A 22,992-nucleotide genomic window follows, 5' to 3' on the forward strand; every position below is an offset into this window, starting at 1 on the left:
CTGCTGTTCAGTGGGGCTTTTTTCTGGCCCGATTATGATAGCGTTACATTACATCGAAGAAGGCGCGCCCTTCCCTCCAGTCGACACTGCATTAGACGAACCTAACGGCCTGCTAGCATTTGGTGGCGACCTCAGTCCTGCACGTTTATTTTCTGCCTACTCACAGGGCATTTTCCCTTGGTTCAGTGATGACGAACCGCTGTTGTGGTGGTCACCCGACCCCAGAGCCATTATTGAACTCGACAATTTTGTCGCATCGAAAAGCCTTAAGAAGCTTGCTCGAAAACAAAAATACACGGTAACGTTAAATTATGCGTTCGACCGAGTAATTGAAGCCTGTTCATCAACCCCTCGTAAAAACCCAAACACAGGTGAACTCAATAGCGAAACATGGATTACCGATGACATGATTGGGGCTTACCGGCAGCTCAATGGTTTGGGTTTAGCACACTCTGTGGAAGTTTGGGACGGCGAAACATTGGTGGGTGGACTATATGGCGTTGGAATTGGCAAGGTATATTGCGGTGAATCGATGTTTCACCGGGAAAGTAATACCTCAAAACTTGCTATGATGGCGTTGGTTGAGCACATGAAGTCTCACGATATGGCCTTTATTGATTGCCAGCTTCCTACCGATCATTTGTCATCCCTTGGTGCGAATGTGTTATCCCGTGAAAACTTTATTGAAAAACTGGAAAACAACAACCACACTTTAACTGAAGACGGTAGGCTGTCAGAAGACTACCTTAATCGTTGGAAGCCAAGAGTGATTACTCCGTGAAGTTTGGTATAACCCAATCATTTTCATGTAGCTATTTGCCCGATGAGCAAGAGCAATTATTAGTATACGCCGAAAATAATGATTTTCAGGCGTGGCGATACTCGCAACTTATTCAAGTGGGATTTCGACGAAGCGGTGAACAAATTTACCGTCCACACTGCCCAGCCTGCAAGGCGTGTAAGTCGGTGCGAATTCCGGTGAATGCTTATACCCCCTCTCGCAGTCAAAAAAGGCTGTTAAAGGCCAACCAAGGGTTTCGCGTTCAGCTAGTTAGTGAAACTAAAAGCACATACTACCCGTTGTATGAACGCTACATTACGGAGCGACATGCCGACGGTAGTATGTATCCGCCGTCACGAACCCAGTTCGACAATTTCGTTTTATGTGATTGGATGACAACCCATTACCTAGAGGCCTATGATGGCGACAAGCTCATTGCAGTGGCTGTCACTGACGTCGTCGATGCTAACGAACATATGGGTGCCCTCTCTGCGCTCTATACGTTTTTCGACCCTGACTATAGCTCTGCGTCTTTAGGTACATGGATGATACTCATGCAAATTGAGGAAGCGAGGCGTTTAGGCCACCACTATGTTTATTTGGGCTATTACGTAGAGGGTTGTCAAAAAATGTCTTATAAGCACAAATTTTTGCCATTTGAGCAGTTTAGTGACAATGAATGGCATCTATTTAGCAAAAATAGTAAAATACCCACTTAATTGCTTTACACCGAACCCAAGATTGGGTAAGGTCTGCGCGGCAAAAATTTTGAATTACTGAGGTAACTGCTTTACATGGCAAAAGAAGATTGTATTGAAATGGAAGGTACTGTGTTAGACACGCTACCTAACACTATGTTCCGCGTTGAACTAGAAAACGGTCACGTAGTGACTGCACACATCTCTGGTAAAATGCGTAAGAACTATATCCGTATTCTTACTGGCGATAAGGTCACCGTTGAGATGACTCCTTACGATTTGACCAAAGGTCGTATCGTTTATCGCGCAAGATAATGAGCCATTTAAGCGGTAACGCATAAAAAAAGCCCGATTAAGATCGGGCTTTTTCGTATCTGGGTTTTACCTATTTCATCCTCGAAGCACTATCGCTAAAAACAAAGTTACTAACGAAGATACAGCGCTTGATAGACGACATTAGCCTTTCTACCTAGCGCTACATGCTTTATTACATTAGGTTGGCTCTGCTTCTTCAGACGTTGCACCTACACCTGTGTACTCAAAGGTAAGTTTGTCATCAACGCAGTCTACTTTAACGTTTCCGCCTTTAGATAACTCGCCAAACAATAGCTCGTTCGCCAACTCTTTCTTCAGGTCATCTTTAATGACGCGCGCCATAGGACGTGCACCCATTGCCTTATCATAGCCTTTCTCAGCCATGTAAGCGCGGGCTGCACTGGTGACCTCTAGCGACACGCCTTTAACGTCAAGCTGTGCCTGAAGCTCAATAATAAACTTATCTACCACCTGCAAGATGATTTCAGGATCAAGATGATTAAACCAAATAATACCATCTAGGCGGTTTCTGAATTCAGGTGTAAACACCTTATTGATTTCAGACATCGCATCGTGACTATGATCTTGCTGCTTAAAGCCAATAGATTTACGTACCGTTTCTTGAACACCTGCGTTGGTGGTCATCACTAACACTACGTTTCTAAAGTCAACCTTACGTCCATTGTTATCAGTCAGCGTACCGTGGTCCATAACCTGAAGAAGAATATTGTAGATATCGCTATGCGCTTTCTCAATTTCATCTAACAGCACTACTGAGTACGGGTTTTTGATTACCGCATCTGTTAACAGACCGCCTTGGTCAAAACCAACGTAACCAGGAGGCGCACCAATGAGGCGGCTAACTGCATGACGTTCCATGTACTCAGACATATCAAAACGTACAAGCTCAACACCCATGATTTTAGCCAGCTGTTGGGTTACTTCTGTTTTACCAACACCAGTTGGACCGGCAAATAAGAAGCTACCAATTGGTTTTGCTTCAGCTCCAAGTCCAGAACGTGATAGCAATATAGCGTCATTAAGCGTCTCTATAGCCTTATCCTGACCAAACACAACCATTTTAAGGTTGCGGCCAAGGTTCTTAAGCACCTCTTTGTCAGAAGCTGATACAGACTTCTCAGGGATACGCGCCATTTTTGCAATAATTTGCTCAATGTCGCCCACACCTATCGTTTTTTTGCGCTTAGAAGGCGGCAACAAGCGCTGGCTTGCGCCTGCCTCATCCATTACATCAATGGCTTTATCTGGAAGATGACGCTCGTTGATGTATTTAGCCGACAATTCCGCCGCAGCTTGAATCGCCTTTTGAGTGAAACGCACATTGTGGTGCTCTTCGTAGCGACTCTTAAGGCCAAGCAATATCTTTGTGGTATCGCTGACGCTAGGCTCAGTAACGTCAACTTTCTGGAAACGACGTGCAAGGGCGCGGTCTTTCTCAAAAATACCTTGATATTCTTGATATGTAGTTGAGCCGATACAGCGTAGTTCACCGCTTGATAGCTTAGGCTTAAGTAAATTTGACGCATCCATTACACCGCCCGACGCAGCGCCAGCACCAATAATGGTATGGATTTCATCAATAAACAAAATGGCGTTCTTGTCTTTGCCAAGCTCTTTCAGAATTGCTTTCAAACGCTTCTCAAAGTCACCACGGTATTTAGTACCAGCAAGAAGGCCACCTAAATCCAGTGAATAAACGGTACTTTCAGCAATAACATCAGGCACGTCTTCGTTAACGATTCTGTATGCAAGACCTTCTGCGATCGCCGTTTTACCTACGCCCGCTTCACCTACTAGCAGAGGGTTGTTTTTGCGACGACGACATAGAATTTGAATAGTGCGCTCTACTTCCGAATCGCGGCCAATCAACGGGTCTATTTTGCCGTCTTTCGCGTGACGATTTAGATCAGTTGCGTATTTGCTCAATGCTGAGCCACCTTCTTCGCCTGCTTCAGCCTCTTCCGACGCTTCAGGGTTTACGGGCTCATCATCATCCGCTTTGCTTACGCCATGGCTAATGAAATTCACCACATCCAAGCGCGTTACATCCGCCTTCTTGAGAATATAAACGGCCTGAGACTCTTGCTCGCTGAATATAGCAACAAGTACGTTGGCGCCAGTAACTTCGTCCTTACCAGACGACTGAACGTGGAATACCGCACGCTGCAGCACGCGCTGGAAACCGAGCGTGGGCTGAGTTTCGCGTTCGTTTAACTGGTCATCTAAAATGAGAGGCGTAGTATCTTTAACAAAAGCTAACAGTTCGCTTTTAATTGCCTCAATATCGGCACCACATGCTTTGAGCGCATCGCGAGCAGCTGAGTTATCAAGCAATGCCAACAACAAGTGCTCAACCGTCATAAACTCATGACGATGCTCTCTGGCAAATACAAACGCGTTATTTAACGTTTGTTCTAATTCTTTATTTAACATATTGCTCGCCCTCTACAAAAAACCTTATGCCTGCTCCATCGTGCACATCAACGGGTGCTGATGTTTGCGTGCGTACTGATTAACCTGCATCACTTTTGTCTCTGCTATCTCAGCAGTAAAAATGCCACACACGGCTTTTCCTTGATAATGAACGGTCAGCATAAGTTGGTTGGCTTTCTCAGCGTCCATATTGAAAAACTGCATGAGTACCTCAATGACAAAATCCATCGGTGTATAGTCGTCATTGTTCAACAACACTTTATACATGGGAGGCGGCTGCGGCTTCTGTCGCTGCGCGTCTTTCTGTTTTTCCTTTTCGATACTAATAGCGTTGTCTTTACTCATAACTTAATAATAGTGGTTTAATGGCACATATGTGTACAAACTTTTGGATAAATTTATTCACATTTGCCCTTGACATAATATGGTTAAAAAATCTACATTTTGTATAGTGGTTTTGAGTATTGCACGTTAGCTACGACATAACTTACTGCGTAGCAGCTACAATCAATACTCTTTCCACCGTGTCTCCGGATCTATAATGGGGGCATATACTCGTGAGTTCAAGGATTAAGAGGAAGTCGAAGTATGGCGGTTGGCAAAGTTAAATGGTTTAACAACGCAAAGGGTTTTGGATTTATCGTTCCTGAGGACGGCGGCGAAGATATTTTCGCGCATTACTCTACGATTCAAATGGAAGGCTACCGTTCGCTAAAAGCGGGTCAAGAAGTAACGTTCGAAGTTCAGCAAGGGCCTAAAGGTCTTCACGCTGAGAACATTGGCTTCAAAGAAGAACCAGAGCGTTAAGAAAAGAATTTTTAAAGCCTGACCTTTTACGTCGGGCTTTTGCTTTTCTTGCCATTCAAAATGTGTAGGTGCAGTAAAGCGCCTGTGCGGATAAGTGCGTTTAAATTTTCCCCACAAAAATAAGCATTACGTTATCTTAACGTTGTGTATTAAAGTTGCGTACTAGCTCAAATTAGACAATCAACGAGCTTTTTTCCTGTTCCTTTTATCTCCCGCTTATACATTCGTTTCCAAAACATAAGGTATATCGCCCTACCCCTTATTACCCCTTATACCAGTCCGCGTAGACCATTGCCTACTCAGCTAGGTTTAAAATGTTCGTAATCGCGGCGTGTTAGCGCAGGTATAGTGGTTCTACATAAAAAAAGCCCTCTCGTTTGAAGAGAGGGCTTTTAAACCTTGTTTTGAAATAGCTTCTCAGGTTTGAGAGTACTATTCTATGCGCTAGACCTATAAGCCTAACGCATATACACAAAATACTATGCGCCTAAGATAGCTTTTAATGTCTTACTTGGAGACATGGTTGCGAAAAGCTTGTCTTCGTCAGGGTAGTAGTAACCACCAATTTCTTGCGCGCTACCTTGCGTTGCATCAATCTCAGCCAAGATGTCGTCAATTTTCGCAGACAACTCTTCATACACTGGCTTAAATTGCGCAGCTAGATCTGCGTCTTCCGTTTGGTTCGCTACTTCTTCAGCCCAGTATAGACCTAGGTAAACATGGCTACCACGGTTGTCCAACTGACCTGCTTTACGAAGCGGAGACTTACCATTGTTTAGTAGTTTTTCCGTTGCTTTATCAAGTGCAGTAGCAATAACTTTTGCTTTAGTGTTGCTGTGCTTAATAGCAACATCTTCTAGCGATACAGCAAGTGCCAGGAATTCACCGAGTGAGTCCCAACGCAAGTGACCTTCTTCAACGAACTGTTGCACGTGCTTAGGTGCACTACCGCCCGCGCCCGTTTCATAAAGGCCACCACCAGCCATCAACGGAACAATTGATAGCATTTTAGCACTGGTACCAAGCTCTAGGATTGGGAACAAATCAGTAAGGTAATCACGAAGTACGTTACCCGTTACTGAAATGGTATCCAGACCGCGAATTGCACGTTCCATGCTGTAGCGAATAGCGCGTACAGGAGACATAATTTGAATGTCTAGACCGTTGGTATCATGGTCTTGTAGGTACTTTTCAACTTTCTTGATAAGTTGCGCATCGTGAGCACGTTCGTCATCTAGCCAGAATACCGCAGGCATACCAGATTGACGTGAACGCGTTACTGCTAGCTTAACCCAATCTTGAATAGGTGCGTCTTTCACCTGACACATACGCCAGATATCACCTTCTTCAACATCGTGAGAGATAAGAACATTGCCGTCTTGGTCAATAATCGACACAGTACCGTCTGCTTCTAGTTCAAACGTTTTGTCGTGTGAACCGTACTCTTCTGCTTTTTGCGCCATTAGACCAACGTTAGGCACTGTACCCATCGTTGTCGGGTCGAATGCACCATGCGTTTTACAGAAGTTAATAACTTCCTGGTAAATGGTTGCATAAGTACTTTCTGGAATTACCGCTTTCGTGTCGTGCGCCTTTCCATCTGGTCCCCACATTTGACCAGAGTTACGAATCATGGCTGGCATAGAAGCATCAACAATTACGTCACTTGGTACGTGAAGGTTCGAGATACCCTTGTCAGAGTTCACCATCGCCATTGGTGGGCGGTCGGCATAACATGCGTTGATATCTTTTTGAATTTCTGAGCGCTGGCTTTCAGGTAAGCTCGCAATTTTGTCGTAAACGCTACCAAGACCATTGTTAGGGTTAACACCTAGCTCTTCAAACAGGTCGCCCCACTTGTTGAATAGATCTTTGTAAAATACTTTTACACAGTGACCGAACACGATTGGGTGAGACACCTTCATCATGGTCGCTTTTACGTGTAGTGAGAAAAGAATGCCTGTGTTTTTCGCATCTTCAATTTGCTCTTCGAAGAATTCACACAGCGCTTTTTTGCTCATAAACATGCCGTCGATAACTTCGCCAGCTAGCAAGTCCACACGCGGTTTAAGGGTTTTCTTACTACCATCTTTACCCGTAAATTCAATGCTTACATAACCATCTTTTTCCACGGTTACAGACTTCTCACCCGAGTAGAAGTCGCCGCCGCGCATGTGAGCTACGTGAGAACGTGATGCTTGAGACCACTCACCCATTGAATGCGGGTGCTTGCGTGCATAATTTTTAACTGCGGTTGGGGCACGGCGATCTGAGTTACCTTCACGTAATACAGGGTTTACTGCACTACCTAGCACCTTACCGTAACGTTCGCGAATGTCTTCTTCTTCAGCAGTTTTTGGTGAATCAGGGAACGCTGGTACGTTAAAGCCTTTTGCGTTTAATTCTTTGATAGTTGCACGAAGCTGTGGAATTGAGGCACTGATGTTTGGAAGCTTGATGATGTTAGCGTTCGGGTCTTGGGTCATCTCACCCAGTTCAGCTAGCGCGTCTGGCACTCTTTGCTCTTCAGAAAGATACTCAGGGAAATTTGCCAAAACACGTGCAGCAAGTGAAATATCGCTTAGCTCAACGTCGATATCTGCAGCCGCAGCAAACTTCTGGATGATAGGAAGAAGTGAGTAAGTCGCCAGCATTGGCGCTTCATCAGTCTTCGTGTAGATGATCTTAGACTTGGTCATTATATACCTCAATTTTCTCGACAGGGTACTGTCGTCTTTAGTCCATTAGGTCGCAACAACCCGCAACATGTTCATGTCACGCCCACAGTCATTGCGAAACGTATTTGATGTTTTCCACCTTTTGCTTTTATTAAGCACTAGGTCACTTGCTGTTTTCTTCCCTACATATTATTCAATTCCCTATGTTAGCAATATGCATCTCATGGCTTTGCACTCGACTACCTAGTCGTACGCAATTTCGAGATACGATGTATAAGCAAGCCCGCTTATCACTGCTAAAACTGTCTAATAATTATGCAGATGCGCTCTCTTATAAAAATGGGAGCGACCATTAGTATAGGGTCGAAAGTTTGAGTTACAAGTCATACCATTGTCTTAACTCATAAGATCACCGAATTTATCGACAAACTTCATTGAGCAAACCACTATTTGCGGTTGATTTTCCCATGCGAAGCATCGTCATTTGTCGTAAAATCCCCCCCCGAAATTTTGAATTTAAACAAGCGGAAGTAATATGTCTTCAAACGCAAAAGTGGTGCTTTTTAATAAGCCCTTTCAAGTTCTTTCTCAATTTACTGATGCAGACGGTAGAGAAACCCTAAAGGACTATATTGATGTTCCCGGTGTGTATGCCGCAGGACGACTCGACAGAGATTCGGAAGGTCTTCTCGTACTCACCAATGACGGAAAGCTTCAGCATAAACTTGCTAACCCAAAAGCTAAAACCAGCAAAACCTATTGGGTGCAAGTTGAAGGTATTATGGACGAAAAAGCAATGCAGGCGCTGCGTGACGGCGTGGAATTAAAAGATGGAATGACTCGCCCCGCTAAAGTAAAGGCCATGGAAGCACCTAGCGTGTGGCCGCGGAATCCGCCCGTACGCTTTAGACAGTCGATCCCTACTAGCTGGGTAGAAATTACCATTACAGAAGGCAGAAACAGACAAGTGCGACGTATGACAGCGCACGTCGGCTACCCCACCCTTCGGCTCATCAGATATCGCGTGGGTAATTGGACCATTGATGGTATTGATAATGGCAGCTACGTTCACTTTTAAAGGCAATTCAATTTCTAATACTTGAAATCACCTTCCTTGGCCACACTAAAAGAGGCACCGAAACGTTACGGATTTTTAGCGCTGTTAAAGGTTGCTGTTCATCTTTGCATATAGACAATTTTTTACAGCAAAGGCCAACCGCCGCTTGGCACATATTTAATTACTTAATCAGATAAGGATTAAATGTGAATTAGCTATCGGAATCTGATAAAATCCGCGACCTCGAAAACGGGCCGATTTGTAAGTGGCTGATTAGTGGTATAGCCCACTGAGTGGGTAAGCGCCTTAGCATATTTATCAACATGTTAATTGGTGACTGATTTAACAAATACGGTTTCTTTTTTATTAATCAAATGAGTGTGCAATCCATAGTGAGTGATATTGAATCTAACGCCAGCAAAAAAGTGATCGTCGGAATGTCCGGCGGTGTCGATTCGTCTGTTTCAGCCTACCTACTCCAACAACAGGGTTATCAGGTTGAAGGTCTTTTCATGAAAAACTGGGAAGAAGACGACAACGATGAATACTGTGCCGCTGCAGAAGATTTAAAAGATGCTCAAGCGGTTGCTGACAAACTTGGCATTGAACTGCACACCATTAACTTTGCAGCAGAGTACTGGGATAACGTGTTTGAGTATTTCTTAGAGGAATACAAAGCGGGCCGTACGCCAAACCCAGATATTATGTGCAACAAAGAAATTAAGTTTAAAGCGTTTCTTGAATTTGCAGCAGAAGACCTTGGCGCTGACTACATTGCAACTGGTCACTATGTTCGTCGCCGAGAAGTTGACGGTAAATGGCAAATGCTACGCGGTCTTGATAACAATAAAGACCAGAGCTACTTTCTTTACACATTGGGCGAAGAGCACGTTGCTAAAACGCTCTTCCCTGTGGGTGACATCGAAAAGCCATTAGTTCGCAAAATTGCCGAGGAGCAAGGTCTTATCACTCACGATAAGAAAGACTCTACCGGGATTTGCTTTATTGGTGAACGCAAATTTAAAGACTTCCTTGCTCGTTACCTTCCAGCTCAGCCTGGCGTTATTGAAACAGCAGAAGGCGAAGAAATTGGCCAACACGAAGGCTTGATGTACCACACGCTAGGTCAACGTAAAGGCTTACACATTGGTGGATTAGCCAAATACGGTGACGACCCTTGGTATGTGGTAGATAAAGATGTTGCACGCAACGTACTTATTGTGGGCCAAGGTGCCGACCATCCTCGCCTATACTCGAAAGGCTTGGTAGCAAAGCAGCTACACTGGGTGGATAGAAAAACAATTACAGAACCTGTGCGCGCGGTAGTTAAAACCCGTTATCGTCAGGCCGATATCCCATGTACAATAACGCCAACTCAAGACGACACCATTGAAGTGATGTTTGATGAGCCGCAGAAGGCGGTAACGCCGGGGCAGTCAGCGGTGTTCTATAGTGACGAAGTTTGCCTTGGCGGCGGTATTATTGAGAGTTATATTCGCTGATGTTAGATACCGACATAGAAAATAACCTAGCACTTGCAGGTGTATGTCAAGCTGCTGCGCTGGTTCAACAGCTTGCCAGACGAGGTTCTGCCGATAACGAGGCTATAGAGGCCAGCTTATCGAGCATACTGGTTACTGACCCAGAAACACCTCAACAGGTTTTCGGCCAGCTCGCTAACTTAAAAACCGGTTACACCACACTCGCAGCACAGCTATCTGACAAACAAGCAACAAAAGATACGGAATTAACCCGCTATATAGCTAGTATTCTAGGCCTTGAAAGAAAGCTAGCGAGAAAGTCTAAAGCAATGCAGGAACTGGGCGAACGTATTTCCCATGTTCAGCGCCAGCTTGCTCACATCGATTTCCAAAACCCACAAATAGTCTCCTCTTTAGCGAGCATTTACAGCGATATCATCAGTCCGCTAGCACCGCGTATTCAGGTAGCTGGTAACCCAGATTATTTAAGCCAACCTGCTACTCAGCATAAAGTGCGTGCGCTTTTGCTTGCAGGTGTTAGGGCTGCAGTAATGTGGCGTCAGATGGGTGGAAAACGAAGAAACATTTTATTTAAACGCAAACACATTCTTAACAGTGCTGTTAAAGCACTACGATTAATAAACTAGTGAGGAGCTTAAGGTGGAACTGAGTCAGTTAACTGCAATTTCCCCTGTCGATGGTCGATATGCTGGCAAAAGCGTAGAATTACGCAGTATTTTCAGTGAGTACGGCTTATTAAAATACCGTGTAGAAGTAGAAGTACGTTGGTTACAAATGCTGTCTACTAACCCACAAATTGAAGAAGTTCCTGCTTTTACAGACACGTCAAATGCACTACTAGACAAAATAGTAGCTGAATTTAGTGTTGAAGATGCCATGCGCATCAAAGAAATCGAGCGCACAACAAACCACGATGTGAAAGCGGTTGAATACTTTCTTAAAGAGAAGGTTGCCGACAATAGTGAGCTTTCAGCAGTAAATGAGTTTATCCACTTTGCGTGTACGTCTGAAGACATCAACAACCTTTCACATGGCTTAATGCTTCGCGAAGCCCGCGAGACCGTTATTCTTCCTTACTGTGACAAATTAATTGAAGCGCTAGTAGAGCTTGCTAAGCGCTACCAGAACGTACCTATGATGGCACGTACTCACGGTCAGCCTGCTTCACCTACCACCATGGGTAAAGAAATGGCAAACGTGGCTATTCGCCTAAAGCGTCAGCGTAGCCAAATCGCAGGTGTTGAGTTACTTGGTAAGATTAACGGTGCAGTGGGTAACTACAATGCACACTTGTCAGCGTATAAAGATGTAGATTGGCACGAAGTTTCAGAGAAGTTTGTTACCTCACTAGGTCTAACCTGGAACCCGTTCACTACGCAAATAGAGCCGCATGACTATATTGCAGAAATGTTTGATGCCATTGCGCGCTTTAACACCATTCTTATCGATTTCGACCGTGACGTTTGGGGTTACATTGCACTGGGTCACTTCAAGCAAAAAACGGTAGCTGGCGAAATCGGCTCTTCTACCATGCCACACAAAGTTAACCCTATCGATTTCGAAAATTCAGAAGGTAACTTAGGTCTGGCGAACGCTATTTTTGACCATTTAGCAGCTAAGCTTCCTATCTCTCGCTGGCAACGTGACCTTACTGACTCAACCGTACTACGTAACCTTGGCGTCGGTGTAGGTTATGCGGTTATTGCGTATCAGGCTACTTTGAAAGGTATCAGCAAGTTAGAAGTTAATGAGCAAAGCTTACTTAACGAGCTAAACAACAATTGGGAACTGCTTGCAGAGCCTATTCAAACTGTTATGCGTCGTTACGGTATTGAAAAGCCATACGAGAAGCTAAAAGAACTGACCCGTGGTAAGAAAGTAAACGCTGAGGTCATTGCTGAATTTATTGATAACCTAGATATGCCAGAAGCGGCCAAAGCAGAGCTTAAGGCATTAACGCCTGCTACATACATTGGCGATGCAATCAGGCTTGTAGATCAGTTATAAGCCCTTACGCTTTCCACTACACTGAAAAACGCGGTCATTAGTACCGCGTTTTTTTTATTCCTAAATTTCTCTACATTGAATTTTCACATACCCGTGGGAGCAAGCAAATGGATTTACGCAACACGAACCACACTCCTTTCTCATTGCAGGAAAAACACTGTGTTGTGCTTTCCCCCACGGTTTCGAAGGTGTTAAGTACAACGCTGGAAACCAAAAGTAGTGCCGCGAATTTAAAAAGCTGTATAAAAAATGCCGTCGTCATTTTTTGTGACCTATCAGGCTTCCAACAACTCTCAGTTAAATATGGCGACATTACATGCGCCAGACTTGTAGATAGCCTGTTTTCTGAATTCGATGTGCTTGCCGCTGATTTACACCTTTCGCCATTAAAAACAAACGGCGATCAATATATTGCGGTTGGTTTTAACGGCGAACACAGTAGTACAACACACTCGCTTTTGAACGCTCTGGTGAACGCCATCGAATTCGCATTTCGCGCTCGCGAGCTTGTAAATAGCAACGACCTTTTAGCTTCATCTTCAAGCCAACTGCGAGTTGGCATTGCGACAGGCTCTTTACTTGCCGGCCAATCTTCTCGCCCGCTTGCAGGCTTTGATATTTGGGGGACTACGGTAAATAGGGCTGCAATGTTAGAGCAATACACAGCACCTAATACAATTGCTATTTGTGAGAAGTCTTACAGCCTGGTTAAACGACAGATTATTCATCGCTCTAGCGCGAGTGCGAATAACCCTTGTTCCTTTAATACGTACTTCACTTGTGGTTCAAATATAAACGCTAACACTGAGCTTTCAACGCGTGAACACGACAAGCGGAAACTCAGTGAGTCAAAAATGTGTGGCGAAAATCGCAAAGAAACCACATTCCTACCAAAACAGCTGCACACGAAAACAATGCTAATGAGCGCATACGTTTGCTAACTCCTGTCTAGCGCATCTGATAACCACCCATGTCATGTAAACATTGAGCTAAAAAGCACGTGATTTCTAAGTTAGATGAATTACACCTGCAGTAACTCGCCGCGAGTACGAACATGTTAAGTTTCGCTGAGTGGGTAATTATCTATGCGAACCGTTATGAATTCGGCTCTCCCTACTGAATCAGGTGAAGCAAATGCAAGGTAGCAATAAACGTTTCAATAATCGATAATGCCGCGCATAAGCTTCAACCTCGCTTTTGACAAAGTGCTAACGCTTACCGCATATTTGTAACGCCACGCACAATACTTAAATCAACAGATTAAACCCATTTAATTGGCTTACTATAAGAGACACTATGCCCACTAACGACAATTCGTACATTATTGATGCACAATCTGGAAACGGCTTTAATGCAGAAACCTTTCTAAAAAACTACTGGCAGCAAAAGCCGGTAGTCATCAAACACTTCTTTGACAACTTTGTAGATCCTATCGATGAGAACGATCTTGCCGGTCTAGCACAAGAGTCGGAAGTGGATGCACGTATTATTAGCAACGTGAAAGGCAGCTGGCATGTTGAACAAGGGCCAATTACCGATTTTGACAAAGCATGTCAGGGCAAATGGACATTACTAGTTCAAGGCGTAGATAAATATGTGCCCGACGTAACCCCTCTACTAGATCCCTTTTCTTTTATCCCTAATTGGCGATTGGACGACCTGATGGTGAGCTTCGCCACCAATGGTGCAGGCGTTGGTGCTCACATCGACCAATATGATGTATTTTTAGTTCAAGGTAAGGGCCGAAGACGCTGGCGTGTGGGCAAGCCGGCGGACTATAAAGAAGTTTTTCCACATCCAAAATTAAGACAAATTGAAGGCTTCGACCCTGTTATAGATGTTGTGGTTGAGCCTGGCGATGTGGTGTACGTACCACCGGGCTGGCCTCATGATGGAGCGACAATTGAAGATAGCCTCACCTACTCTGTGGGTTATCGTGCTCCGGACAATCTGCAACTAGCGGAAAGCCTGGCGATGATGTTGGATAAAGGCGCACATAATTATCGCTTTACCGATGCAAGCCGCTCTATGCAAGGCAATCGTGCTTGGGTAAATCCAAGCGATGTTGCCATTCTTAAGCAGCAGCTCATAGATGCGATAAACGGTGAAGACTTTACTTTGGCACTTCTAGAAGCCATGAGTGAACAAGGCATTCCTGAATATCCGCTAGAAGACGAAGTATCGCTAGAGCAAATTTCAAATGAGTTTGCCGCAGGCATTAGCTTTGTTCCTGCACCGGGTGTGCGTGCATTACTATGTGACGGTAAGCGTGGTCTTCCTCGCGCACTCTTTGTAAATGGCAGTCAGTTCGAATTTGGCAAAAGTGACCAAGAATGGTTTGAAGTGCTGGCATCAGGAGGCGTTTTGAACGCAACGTGTTGCCAAGACGCGCCTTCTTTTACATTTTTAGAAACCTTAACTACACTTATCAATAATGGTTACTGGGAATGGTTCGAAGGTTAACAGGTAAGTATGGCGTTTACGATACAAAACGTCGATTGGGAAAAGGATAAACATCGACTGAAAGCACTAAGGGAACATGTATTTGTTTTAGAGTGGCGCGTCCCCGAGGCAAGCGAGTTCGACGAACACGACAGTTCGGCGTGCCATGTGCTTATCGTCAATGATGAAAACGAACCCATTGCCACTGGGCGCTTAACCAAACGAGGCGAACTAGGCCGAATTGCTGTTAAGCGCTGCCACAGAACATTGCCTGTTTATCGCGCTTTGTTTGAAGCGCTGATTAACACGGCAAAGCAAAACAACGTCCCCATTATCAAAGTAGTCTGCAATTTAGAAAGCGTGTCCTATCACCAATCCATTGGTTTTATTCCCGACGGGCAAGTATTTATGGACGCAGGCGTTCCAAGACAGCGCCTAAAATGTCCGGCAGAGCGATTTCCTCTTCCGGACGTGACTCAACTTCATTAAGCTATGTATTTACAAAACGTCTCACTAATACAGGCTATTGCCTGGAATTAGTTCCAAAGATCTGGCGCGTTCTGCATGGCAAACAAGCTTTCAGCACGATTAATTAGTAAAGCACCAAACGCCTTTTGAGTATCGTCTGCGCCCTCTGCATTAATGAGATTTTCTGCTTTCAACTGCCAATGCATAGCAAAGTGACGCAGTACGTCCTTGGCGTCTTTGGCGTTATCGACTGATGTGTAATCAGAAGGTAAATCACCACTAATAACCCAATAGCGTTTACTGTCCATTGCTCTAATTTTCCAAACTGCAAGGTACGGCATTAAATAACGACTTTCTTCGGTAATAACAGAATCAAACAACACACCATTTTCCGCTAAAAATTTGTTTGCCTTTTGAAACTGTTCTCGTACCCACGTTGCGCGTTCTTCATCACTGATTGGTTGGTTTTCTGGTTGTTCTGCCATTTTTACTCTCATTATTATCGTTATCTGTTCTTACTAGTACTGCTACTTGATACCCATGTCTCAGTTACCTTCTAGGCAGTTTTGCCACTAGTTCGTAGCGTACGCCTTTTTTATCTTTGTACTTTATTTCATCCCTGCTTTCCACCGCAATTAGGGCATTGTGCCCACCGAAGGTGTTAACCGCTTACTTATTCGACAATCTTTAAGAATACCCAACACCCAGTTATTCAAAGATCGGGCACAAACATTTACATTTTTCATATTGGCAAATGTGCATCTTTGGGCGAAACTGTGAGATGAAAACTTCACCAAGCCGAGTGTTTATACATGCGAATAGTAAGAATTACCCTTGGAGCAATCTTGTTTATCGGCGGTATTGTTCTAACATTACTTCCGGGCTCTATCTTGTTAGTGATAGGCGGTTTAGTGCTCTTAAGTTACGACTGGCCAAAAGCGCGAAGCTGGCTCAAATACAGCCAAAAAACAATGACGAGTGGTGCCCGTAGAATTGATCGTTTTCTTCTTATGCGAAAGCTGCGTTAATTGTTTTTGTTCTAACAGGTGTGCTTTTAGAAAGTTGAGCACGCCATAACGCATAGTGCGTTTCGCCCCCCTCTTCATCTCTCACCACTTTGTCGCAAAGTGTTAGCAATTAAACTTATGTAAATGCGTAATGATGCAATGCGTGTTAACGTAAACTAAAGTATAAATTGCGAAGCCTTTAACAATAATAATAGTGGCAATTATCTGAGCATGCTCAGCATCTTAGATAGTTCGTATCATCAGGCAATGTAACCGTATCGATATGATTTTGTGCAATGCGTTGACCCCGCATTGCGCTGCTTGGGTAGGCCAGATTTAAACAATCTGGTCCAAGTCATATCTTTCGCTTACCTATGGAGACAAGACCATGATCACGTTTACCGTTAATGGTAACAAACACGAATTTTCTGGTGACCCATCAACACCAGTGTTGTGGTACCTTCGTGACGAATTAAATCTTACAGGACCTAAGTTTGGCTGTGGTATGGCGCAATGTGGCGCTTGTACTGTTCACATTGATGGCATGGCACAACGCTCTTGCGTATTGCCTGTATCAGCCGTTCAAGGCAGAAAAATTACCACTATTGAAGGGCTAAGCGAAAATGGCGATCACCCTGTCCAAAAAGCGTGGGTAGAACACAAAGTACCACAATGTGGTTTCTGTCAATGTGGGCAAATCATGCAAGCTGCCAGTCTATTATCAACCAACCCAACGCCAAGTGACGAAGAAATTGTTCAGAATATGTCGGGCAACATCTGTCGTTGCGGCACGTACCCTCGCATTCACAAGGCCATTAAGTCTGCGTCGAAATCAATAAGCAGCAACGCTGGCGTTAGCTACTTTGACCCAACCCAAGCGGGAGAAGAAGCATGAGTGAGAATACCTATTTTGATATGAATCGCCGCAGTTTCTTAAAATCGACAGCAGCGGCGGGTGCACTGGTTCTTGGTACCTATTTTATGGGTGGTGCACCTCGCGCCATGGCTGGCGTATTAGCAAAGCCAGCGGAAAACGCAAAGCGCGCAAACTTGTTCATTGCACTTCGCCCTGACGGCATGGTTGAAGTAACGTGTCACCGCAGCGAAATGGGTCAACAGATCCGAACCGCCATTGCGCAAATTGTAGCTGACGAGATGGAAGCTGCGTGGGACAAAGTCATTGTTATTCAAGGCAAAGGCGACCCCAAATACGGTGACCAAAACACCGATGGCTCGCGTAGTATCCGCTTCAATATGCAGCGTCTTCGAGAAATGGGCGCAAGCGTGCGTTATATGATGCAACATGCAGCAGCTAAGCGTTGGGGTGTTGAGCCAAGTACCTGTGTTGCCGAGCAGCATGTGGTAACACACACTTCAGGTAAAACGCTTGCTTATAAAGACTTAGTAGACGATGCATTAACCATTACGCCGCCAGAAGCAGATAAGCTTAAGCTTAAAGAAAGGAAAGAATGGCGTTACATCAATACCGGTATGGCGCATATCGACCTTCAAGATATCGTTACCGGTAAAGCAACCTTCGCCGCCGACGTGCGCGAGCCAAAAGCACTTGTTGCTATAATCGAACGCCCACCTGTAGTGGGCGGTAAGATGAAAAGCTTCAATGCAGATAAAGCAAAAGCGGTTAATGGCGTTGTTGATGTAATTGAAATTCCAGCGCCAAAAGGTGCGCCTCAGTTCCAACCAAAAGGTGGGCTAGCCATTATAGCTAACAACACATGGGCAGCATGGCAAGGCCGCAAAGCATTAGACGTCACCTGGGACGATGGCGCAAATGGCGACTATAACTCAGCGAACTTTAAAGAGCAGTTGCTTAACACAGTAAATGCACCTCAAGCGCTTGTTAGAGAAAAAGGCGATGCGTTGAGCGTTTTAGAAAAAGCCAGCGACAAACTGGTTGCTGACTATTACGTGCCGCATTTAGCACAAGCCCCAATGGAGCCACCATGTGCTACTGCCATGTACTATAAAGATCGCGTTGACGTATGGGCAGCAACACAAAATCCGCAGGCTGATATGGAAACCGTGGGCGCTATGGTTGGCATGGACAAAGAAAAAATCAATGTTCACGTTACCATGCTAGGTGGTGCTTTCGGGCGTAAGTCTAAGCCTGACTTTTCAGCGGAAGCAGCATTCCTATCAATGAAAACGGGCAAACCAATTCGCGTTCAATGGACACGTGAAGATGATATTCAGCACGGTTTCTATCACGCGGTTTCCGCTCAACATGTTGAAGCTGCACTTGATGAAAACGGTAAAATTGACGCTTATCTTCACAGAACCGCGTTTTCACCTATTGCCTCTACGTTCCAAGAGGGCGCGAACGCACCCTTTAGCTTTGAGTTAGATTTGGGCTTTACGGATAACCCTATTCTTACGCCCAACATGAAGTTAGAGCGCGGTGAAGCGCCAGCCAAAGCCCGTATTGGATGGATGCGTTCAGTATCGAACATCTTTCACGCGTTTGCTGTACAGTCGTTTATTAATGAAGCAGCCCACAAAGCAGGCAAAGACGCTAAAGATTACCTATTGGAAGTAATTGGTCCTGATAGAATTATTGATGTGACGGATCAAAAAGCCGAATATCAAAACTATTGGGGTGATAAGTCGGTTTATCCTTTGGATACAGGTCGTCTTCGCAATGTAATTGAGAAAGTATCTGACATGGCAGGCTGGGGCCGCAACATGCCTAAAGGCCGCGGACTGGGTATTGCTGCGCACCGTAGCTTTTTAACTTACGTTGCTACTGTGGTTGAAGTTGAGGTGTCTGACGCTGGCGATCTTAGCGTGATTAAATCATGGGTAGCGATTGATGCAGGTACTGTAGTTAACACCGATACGGTTAAAAACCAAACCCAAGGCGGCTCGGTTTACGGTACCACAACAGCAATCAGTGACGGTATAACGTTTGATAAAGGGCGTGTACAGCAGAGTAACTTCCACAACTACCGTGTACCGCGCATGAGCGATTCACCACTAGAGGTAGAAGTTGAAGTAATTGAAAGCGATGCGCCGCCAGCAGGTGTAGGTGAACCTGCAACCCCCGTGTATGCGCCAGCGCTGTGCAATGCCATTTTTGCTGCATGCGGTAAGCGTATTCGCCAGCTACCTATTGGTAACCAGCTTAAAGCGTAAGCATTCTATAGATTCGGCTTAATCGCTGGTTTGATGAATAAATACTAACGCTATTTAAGACAAGCAATCATATCAAAAAGGGTTAACACACACTGTGTTAACCCTTTTTTATGGATGTATGCTGTATTCGAGTGTGTCTCAATAGTAGCGAAAAAACGAATTGCTTTATGAATAATAGAAAAGACTATATAAGTTATAGATACTTAGGCAAAAACACGCTATCGAGATAACAACGCAAGCAACAAAAAGGTGAATAAAAACACCATAACTTGCATAGGCGAAAACTGCACATATCAGACCAATAGTGAATTCAACCAGCGCAGCTTCACAGAACGTTCTGATGTTACTGATTACAGGTTGTGCAAAAAACTTAAATTTATAAGCCATCTTAGTTTCCCTCCCTGCCTCATGCATACTGTTAGCCAAACGTTATTTACAATAGCACACTAATCCAACCGGACATAATTTAACCAAGTAATATAAGAAGGTCTTGAGTTTTGTTGCACATCAAAAAGGCGAAAAAACCTAGTCATTAGCATATTCGCCATTTCCAACTAACTAAGCCATTGCTTAAGAGCAGCAAACAACCATTAGAGACAAAAAAGGAGGCCAACATGACCTCCTTTCATTCAAACTGTAAATCAACCTGTAACCTTACAATTAGAAGGAAAACACTTTCAGTGTTTGACGGTTAATTCCCGCCTTATTCTAACAGGTTATTCTTACTCGTAGTTGCGTTCCATCCACATTAACTGCATTTTAAGCTCGTTAATTTCTTTTTGCGCTTCCGCCAACTGCTCTACCACAGAGCGTGATTGCATAACGTTTTCTTCGGAAGTATTTACTGAAACTGCGCTGTCATTATGTGCCATGAGAATTCAACCAAGTTAATTATTAATCAAAGATTCAAAGTGAAAGTCACTTTGTAATATTACATTTTTAATTACACAAAGTCATGTTTTCAACACGCAAAAATGCATAGTTTTGCTAAATAACCACAGTTTTTTTAAGGAATGAAACACGAGCAAAGATTTGCTTCTAGATGAGTGGCCATCACTTTAAGTTGCCTAACAAAAAAAGAGACCTTATGGTCTCTTTTTCAATAATATCAAAGCGATAACGTCGTGAAATAACACGACGTTAGATGGAAAACTAGATAATTCTGACCCTATCTCGCCTTCACATCCGAGCTACGTAATTAGCCGTGCTTTTCAGCCAGGTAAAGCCAGGTTTCAACCACGGTATCAGGGTTAAGTGATACCGAATCAATCCCTTCTTGTACCAGCCACGCGGCGAAGTCTTCGTGATCTGATGGACCTTGACCACAAATGCCCACGTATTTTCCACGCTTCTTCGCTGCCTGAATTGCCATTGACAACAGTGCTTTGACCGCTTCATCACGTTCATCAAACAAGTGCGCGATAAGACCACTGTCGCGATCTAGACCTAGGGTTAACTGCGTTAAGTCGTTAGACCCAATAGAGAAACCGTCGAAAATGTCTAGGAACTTATCAGCAAGCAAAGCGTTTGATGGCAGTTCACACATCATGATAACGCGAAGGCCATTTTCACCTTTCTTAAGTCCCTGCTCTTCAAGAAGCTCGATAACTTGACGACCTTCTTCTAATGTACGAACAAACGGGATCATGATCTCAACATTGGTCAAGCCCATTTTGTTGCGAACGCGCTTTATGGCTTCACATTCAAGGGCAAAACAATCGCGGAAATCTTCAGAGATGTAGCGGCTTGCACCACGGAAACCCAACATTGGGTTTTCTTCGTCTGGCTCGTATTGATAACCGCCCACTAAGTTGAAGTATTCGTTCGATTTGAAATCTGACATACGAACAATAACTTTCTCTGGCGAGAATGCAGCGCCAATGGTTGAAATACCTTCCACCAATTTCTCGATGTAGTATTCCGTAGGCGACTCGTAGCCTGCAATCATATCGCTAATTTCTTCTTTCAACTCTTCAGGCTGGCTGTCGAAATTAAGTAGTGCTTTAGGGTGCACACCAATCATGCGGTTGATAATAAACTCAAGACGCGCAAGACCAACACCTGCGTTTGGCAAGCGAGCAAAATCAAATGCGCGGTCGGGGTTACCCACGTTCATCATGACTTTCAGCGGTAGGTCAGGCATTGCGTCAATGCGTGACGTCACTACATCGAACTCTAGTTCGTCACCGTAGATAAAACCGGTGTCACCTTCAGCACAAGACACAGTAATTTTGTCGCCATTCTTGATACTGTCAGTCGCGTTACCACAACCAACCACAGCTGGAATGCCCAACTCACGCGCGATGATTGCCGCGTGACACGTACGGCCACCGCGGTTGGTAACAATAGCAGAAGCCTTCTTCATGATAGGTTCCCAGTCAGGGTCTGTCATGTCAGTTACCAGAACATCACCAGCCTGGATTTTGTCCATCTCTTCAATTGAATCAAGCACTTTCGCTACACCAGCACCGATTTTGTGACCAATTGCACGGCCTTCACAAACAATGTTGCTTTGACCTTTCAACTGGAATCGCTCGATGCTCTGTGAGTCTTCACGGCTGCGTACCGTTTCAGGGCGAGCCTGAACAATGTATAGTTTACCGTCTGCGCCATCTTTTGCCCACTCGATGTCCATAGGACGCTTGTAGTGGTTTTCAATGATCTGCGCCTGTTTAGCAAGCTCCATTACTTCGTCATCAGTTAACGAGAAGGTTTTGCTGTCAGCTGCATCAATATCGACAATAGACACTTGCTTACCGTGTGCTTCATCATCTGAGTACACCATTTTAGTCAGCTTACTACCAAGGTTACGACGAACGATAGCAGGCAAGCCTTTATCAAGTGTTGGTTTGTGAACATAGAATTCATCAGGGTTAACCGCACCCTGCACCACCATTTCACCTAAACCAAATGAGCTGGTAATAAATACAACGTCTTCAAAGCCAGACTCTGTATCGATAGTAAACATAACGCCCGATGATGCGATATCACTACGCACCATGCGTTGAATGCCTGCAGATAGCGCCACGCCTTTGTGGTCGTACCCTTGGTGAACGCGATATGAAATAGCGCGGTCGTTAAATAGCGATGCGAACACGTGCTTAATTGCCACAAGCACGGCTTCATAGCCTTTAACGTTTAGGAAAGTCTCTTGTTGACCTGCGAAAGACGCATCAGGCATATCTTCAGCCGTGGCTGATGAACGCACTGCAAATGACGCTTCTTCACCTGCATCACCCTGTAATGTGACAAACGCAGTTTTGATTTCTTCTTCTAACTTTCCTTGGAAAGGTGTGTCGATGATCCACTGGCGGATATTCTTACCCGCTTCGGTCAGTGCGTTTACGTCATCTACGTCTAACGAGTCTAAGACTTCGTGGATACGCGCTTCTAGGCCACTTTGCTCTAGAAACTCATTAAATGCCTCGGCGGTGGTAGCAAAACCTCCCGGCACCTGCACACCGGCGTTCGCCAGGTTTGAAATCATCTCGCCTAATGATGCATTTTTGCCGCCTACGCGACCCACATCATGCATGCCCAGTTCTTGATACCAAAGTACGTATTCTTGCACAGCCCAAGCCTCCAGCTTTTTTATGTGTAGGGTATGAGGTTAATTTCAGGTT

The 22,992-nt window shown here is 44.6% G+C and carries 20 protein-coding genes; 14 read left to right on the forward strand and 6 right to left on the reverse strand.

The window, feature by feature from the left end; genetic code table 11:
• Positions 1-34: 34 nt before the first annotated feature.
• The 3 genes from aat to infA all read left to right on the forward strand — a co-directional run bounded on the left by aat (position 35) and on the right by infA (position 1,794).
• Positions 35-781 (forward strand): leucyl/phenylalanyl-tRNA--protein transferase, encoded by a 747-nt coding sequence (aat, locus tag WA381_RS04380; protein ID WP_039229718.1) that lies wholly within the window; start codon positions 35-37, stop codon positions 779-781.
• Positions 778-1,500, forward strand: a complete 723-nt coding sequence (locus WA381_RS04385) for an arginyltransferase (RefSeq protein WP_014949334.1) — start codon at positions 778-780, stop codon at positions 1,498-1,500. The genes aat and WA381_RS04385 overlap by 4 nt, the downstream gene beginning before the upstream one ends.
• A gap of 75 nt (positions 1,501-1,575) precedes the next feature.
• Positions 1,576-1,794: a translation initiation factor IF-1 gene (infA, locus tag WA381_RS04390; protein WP_014949333.1), complete on the forward strand. Its 219-nt coding sequence runs from the start codon at positions 1,576-1,578 to the stop codon at positions 1,792-1,794.
• Between the two features lie 177 nt (positions 1,795-1,971).
• On the opposite strand, the gene clpA is transcribed toward infA, so the two are convergent.
• On the reverse strand, positions 1,972-4,248 hold the full coding sequence (gene clpA / locus WA381_RS04395) for an ATP-dependent Clp protease ATP-binding subunit ClpA (RefSeq protein ID WP_014949332.1): 2,277 nt from the start codon (positions 4,246-4,248) through the stop codon (positions 1,972-1,974).
• Positions 4,249-4,272: 24 nt separating this feature from the next.
• Positions 4,273-4,593, reverse strand: coding sequence for an ATP-dependent Clp protease adapter ClpS (clpS, locus tag WA381_RS04400; protein ID WP_014949331.1), 321 nt, complete (start codon positions 4,591-4,593; stop codon positions 4,273-4,275).
• A 243-nt stretch (positions 4,594-4,836) separates the two neighbouring features.
• Here clpS and cspD point away from each other — a divergent pair, with 243 nt between their 5' ends.
• A complete protein-coding gene (gene cspD, locus WA381_RS04405) occupies positions 4,837-5,055 on the forward strand; it encodes a cold shock domain-containing protein CspD (protein ID WP_014949330.1) in 219 nt (72 codons plus the stop codon).
• Between the two features lie 479 nt (positions 5,056-5,534).
• Here cspD and WA381_RS04410 read toward each other — a convergent pair whose 3' ends face one another.
• A complete protein-coding gene (locus WA381_RS04410; RefSeq protein WP_061485794.1) occupies positions 5,535-7,754 on the reverse strand; it encodes an NADP-dependent isocitrate dehydrogenase in 2,220 nt (739 codons plus the stop codon).
• Between the two features lie 514 nt (positions 7,755-8,268).
• On the opposite strand from WA381_RS04410, the gene WA381_RS04415 reads away from it, so the two are divergent.
• From WA381_RS04415 to WA381_RS04445, 7 genes are all read left to right on the forward strand, one after another.
• Positions 8,269-8,811 (forward strand): rRNA large subunit pseudouridine synthase E, encoded by a 543-nt coding sequence (locus WA381_RS04415; protein ID WP_014976399.1) that lies wholly within the window; start codon positions 8,269-8,271, stop codon positions 8,809-8,811.
• Between the two features lie 353 nt (positions 8,812-9,164).
• Entirely contained in the window at positions 9,165-10,292 is a 1,128-nt protein-coding gene (gene mnmA, locus WA381_RS04420; RefSeq protein ID WP_044556785.1) for a tRNA 2-thiouridine(34) synthase MnmA, read from the forward strand.
• Positions 10,292-10,918 (forward strand): high frequency lysogenization protein HflD, encoded by a 627-nt coding sequence (gene hflD / locus WA381_RS04425; RefSeq protein ID WP_061485793.1) that lies wholly within the window; start codon positions 10,292-10,294, stop codon positions 10,916-10,918. Before mnmA ends, hflD begins: the two co-directional genes overlap by 1 nt.
• Before the next feature lie 13 nt (positions 10,919-10,931).
• On the forward strand, positions 10,932-12,299 hold the full coding sequence (gene purB / locus WA381_RS04430) for an adenylosuccinate lyase (protein WP_039229483.1): 1,368 nt from the start codon (positions 10,932-10,934) through the stop codon (positions 12,297-12,299).
• 107 nt (positions 12,300-12,406) lie between these two features.
• Complete coding sequence (locus WA381_RS04435; protein WP_061485791.1) at positions 12,407-13,240, forward strand: adenylate/guanylate cyclase domain-containing protein; 834 nt, start codon at positions 12,407-12,409, stop codon at positions 13,238-13,240.
• A 355-nt stretch (positions 13,241-13,595) separates the two neighbouring features.
• Positions 13,596-14,762, forward strand: a complete 1,167-nt coding sequence (locus tag WA381_RS04440; RefSeq protein WP_039229486.1) for a JmjC domain-containing protein — start codon at positions 13,596-13,598, stop codon at positions 14,760-14,762.
• 9 nt (positions 14,763-14,771) lie between these two features.
• The gene (locus WA381_RS04445; protein ID WP_014949322.1) at positions 14,772-15,230 is read left to right on the forward strand and encodes a GNAT family N-acetyltransferase; all 459 of its coding nucleotides are present in this window, start codon (positions 14,772-14,774) and stop codon (positions 15,228-15,230) included.
• A 47-nt stretch (positions 15,231-15,277) separates the two neighbouring features.
• Here WA381_RS04445 and WA381_RS04450 read toward each other — a convergent pair whose 3' ends face one another.
• Positions 15,278-15,694 (reverse strand): DUF4826 family protein, encoded by a 417-nt coding sequence (locus WA381_RS04450; protein WP_014949321.1) that lies wholly within the window; start codon positions 15,692-15,694, stop codon positions 15,278-15,280.
• A 327-nt stretch (positions 15,695-16,021) separates the two neighbouring features.
• Between WA381_RS04450 and WA381_RS04455 the strand changes: the two genes are divergently transcribed.
• The 3 genes from WA381_RS04455 (at position 16,022) to WA381_RS04465 (ending at position 19,369) form a co-directional block, all read left to right on the forward strand.
• The gene (locus WA381_RS04455; protein WP_061485790.1) at positions 16,022-16,237 is read left to right on the forward strand and encodes a PGPGW domain-containing protein; all 216 of its coding nucleotides are present in this window, start codon (positions 16,022-16,024) and stop codon (positions 16,235-16,237) included.
• Between the two features lie 367 nt (positions 16,238-16,604).
• On the forward strand, positions 16,605-17,111 hold the full coding sequence (locus WA381_RS04460; RefSeq protein ID WP_014976393.1) for a (2Fe-2S)-binding protein: 507 nt from the start codon (positions 16,605-16,607) through the stop codon (positions 17,109-17,111).
• Positions 17,108-19,369, forward strand: a complete 2,262-nt coding sequence (locus WA381_RS04465; protein WP_061485789.1) for a molybdopterin cofactor-binding domain-containing protein — start codon at positions 17,108-17,110, stop codon at positions 19,367-19,369. Before WA381_RS04460 ends, WA381_RS04465 begins: the two co-directional genes overlap by 4 nt.
• Positions 19,370-20,091: 722 nt before the next feature.
• Here the strand turns inward: WA381_RS04465 and WA381_RS04470 are convergent.
• Together WA381_RS04470 and ppsA are read right to left on the reverse strand one after the other, a co-directional pair.
• Complete coding sequence (locus WA381_RS04470) at positions 20,092-20,241, reverse strand: hypothetical protein (RefSeq protein WP_155279892.1); 150 nt, start codon at positions 20,239-20,241, stop codon at positions 20,092-20,094.
• Between the two features lie 326 nt (positions 20,242-20,567).
• Positions 20,568-22,940, reverse strand: coding sequence for a phosphoenolpyruvate synthase (gene ppsA / locus WA381_RS04475; protein WP_014949316.1), 2,373 nt, complete (start codon positions 22,938-22,940; stop codon positions 20,568-20,570).
• Positions 22,941-22,992: the final 52 nt, after the last annotated feature.

Source organism: Alteromonas sp. CH_MED4-4 (assembly GCF_037029575.1).
Taxonomy (GTDB): domain Bacteria; phylum Pseudomonadota; class Gammaproteobacteria; order Enterobacterales; family Alteromonadaceae; genus Alteromonas; species Alteromonas macleodii.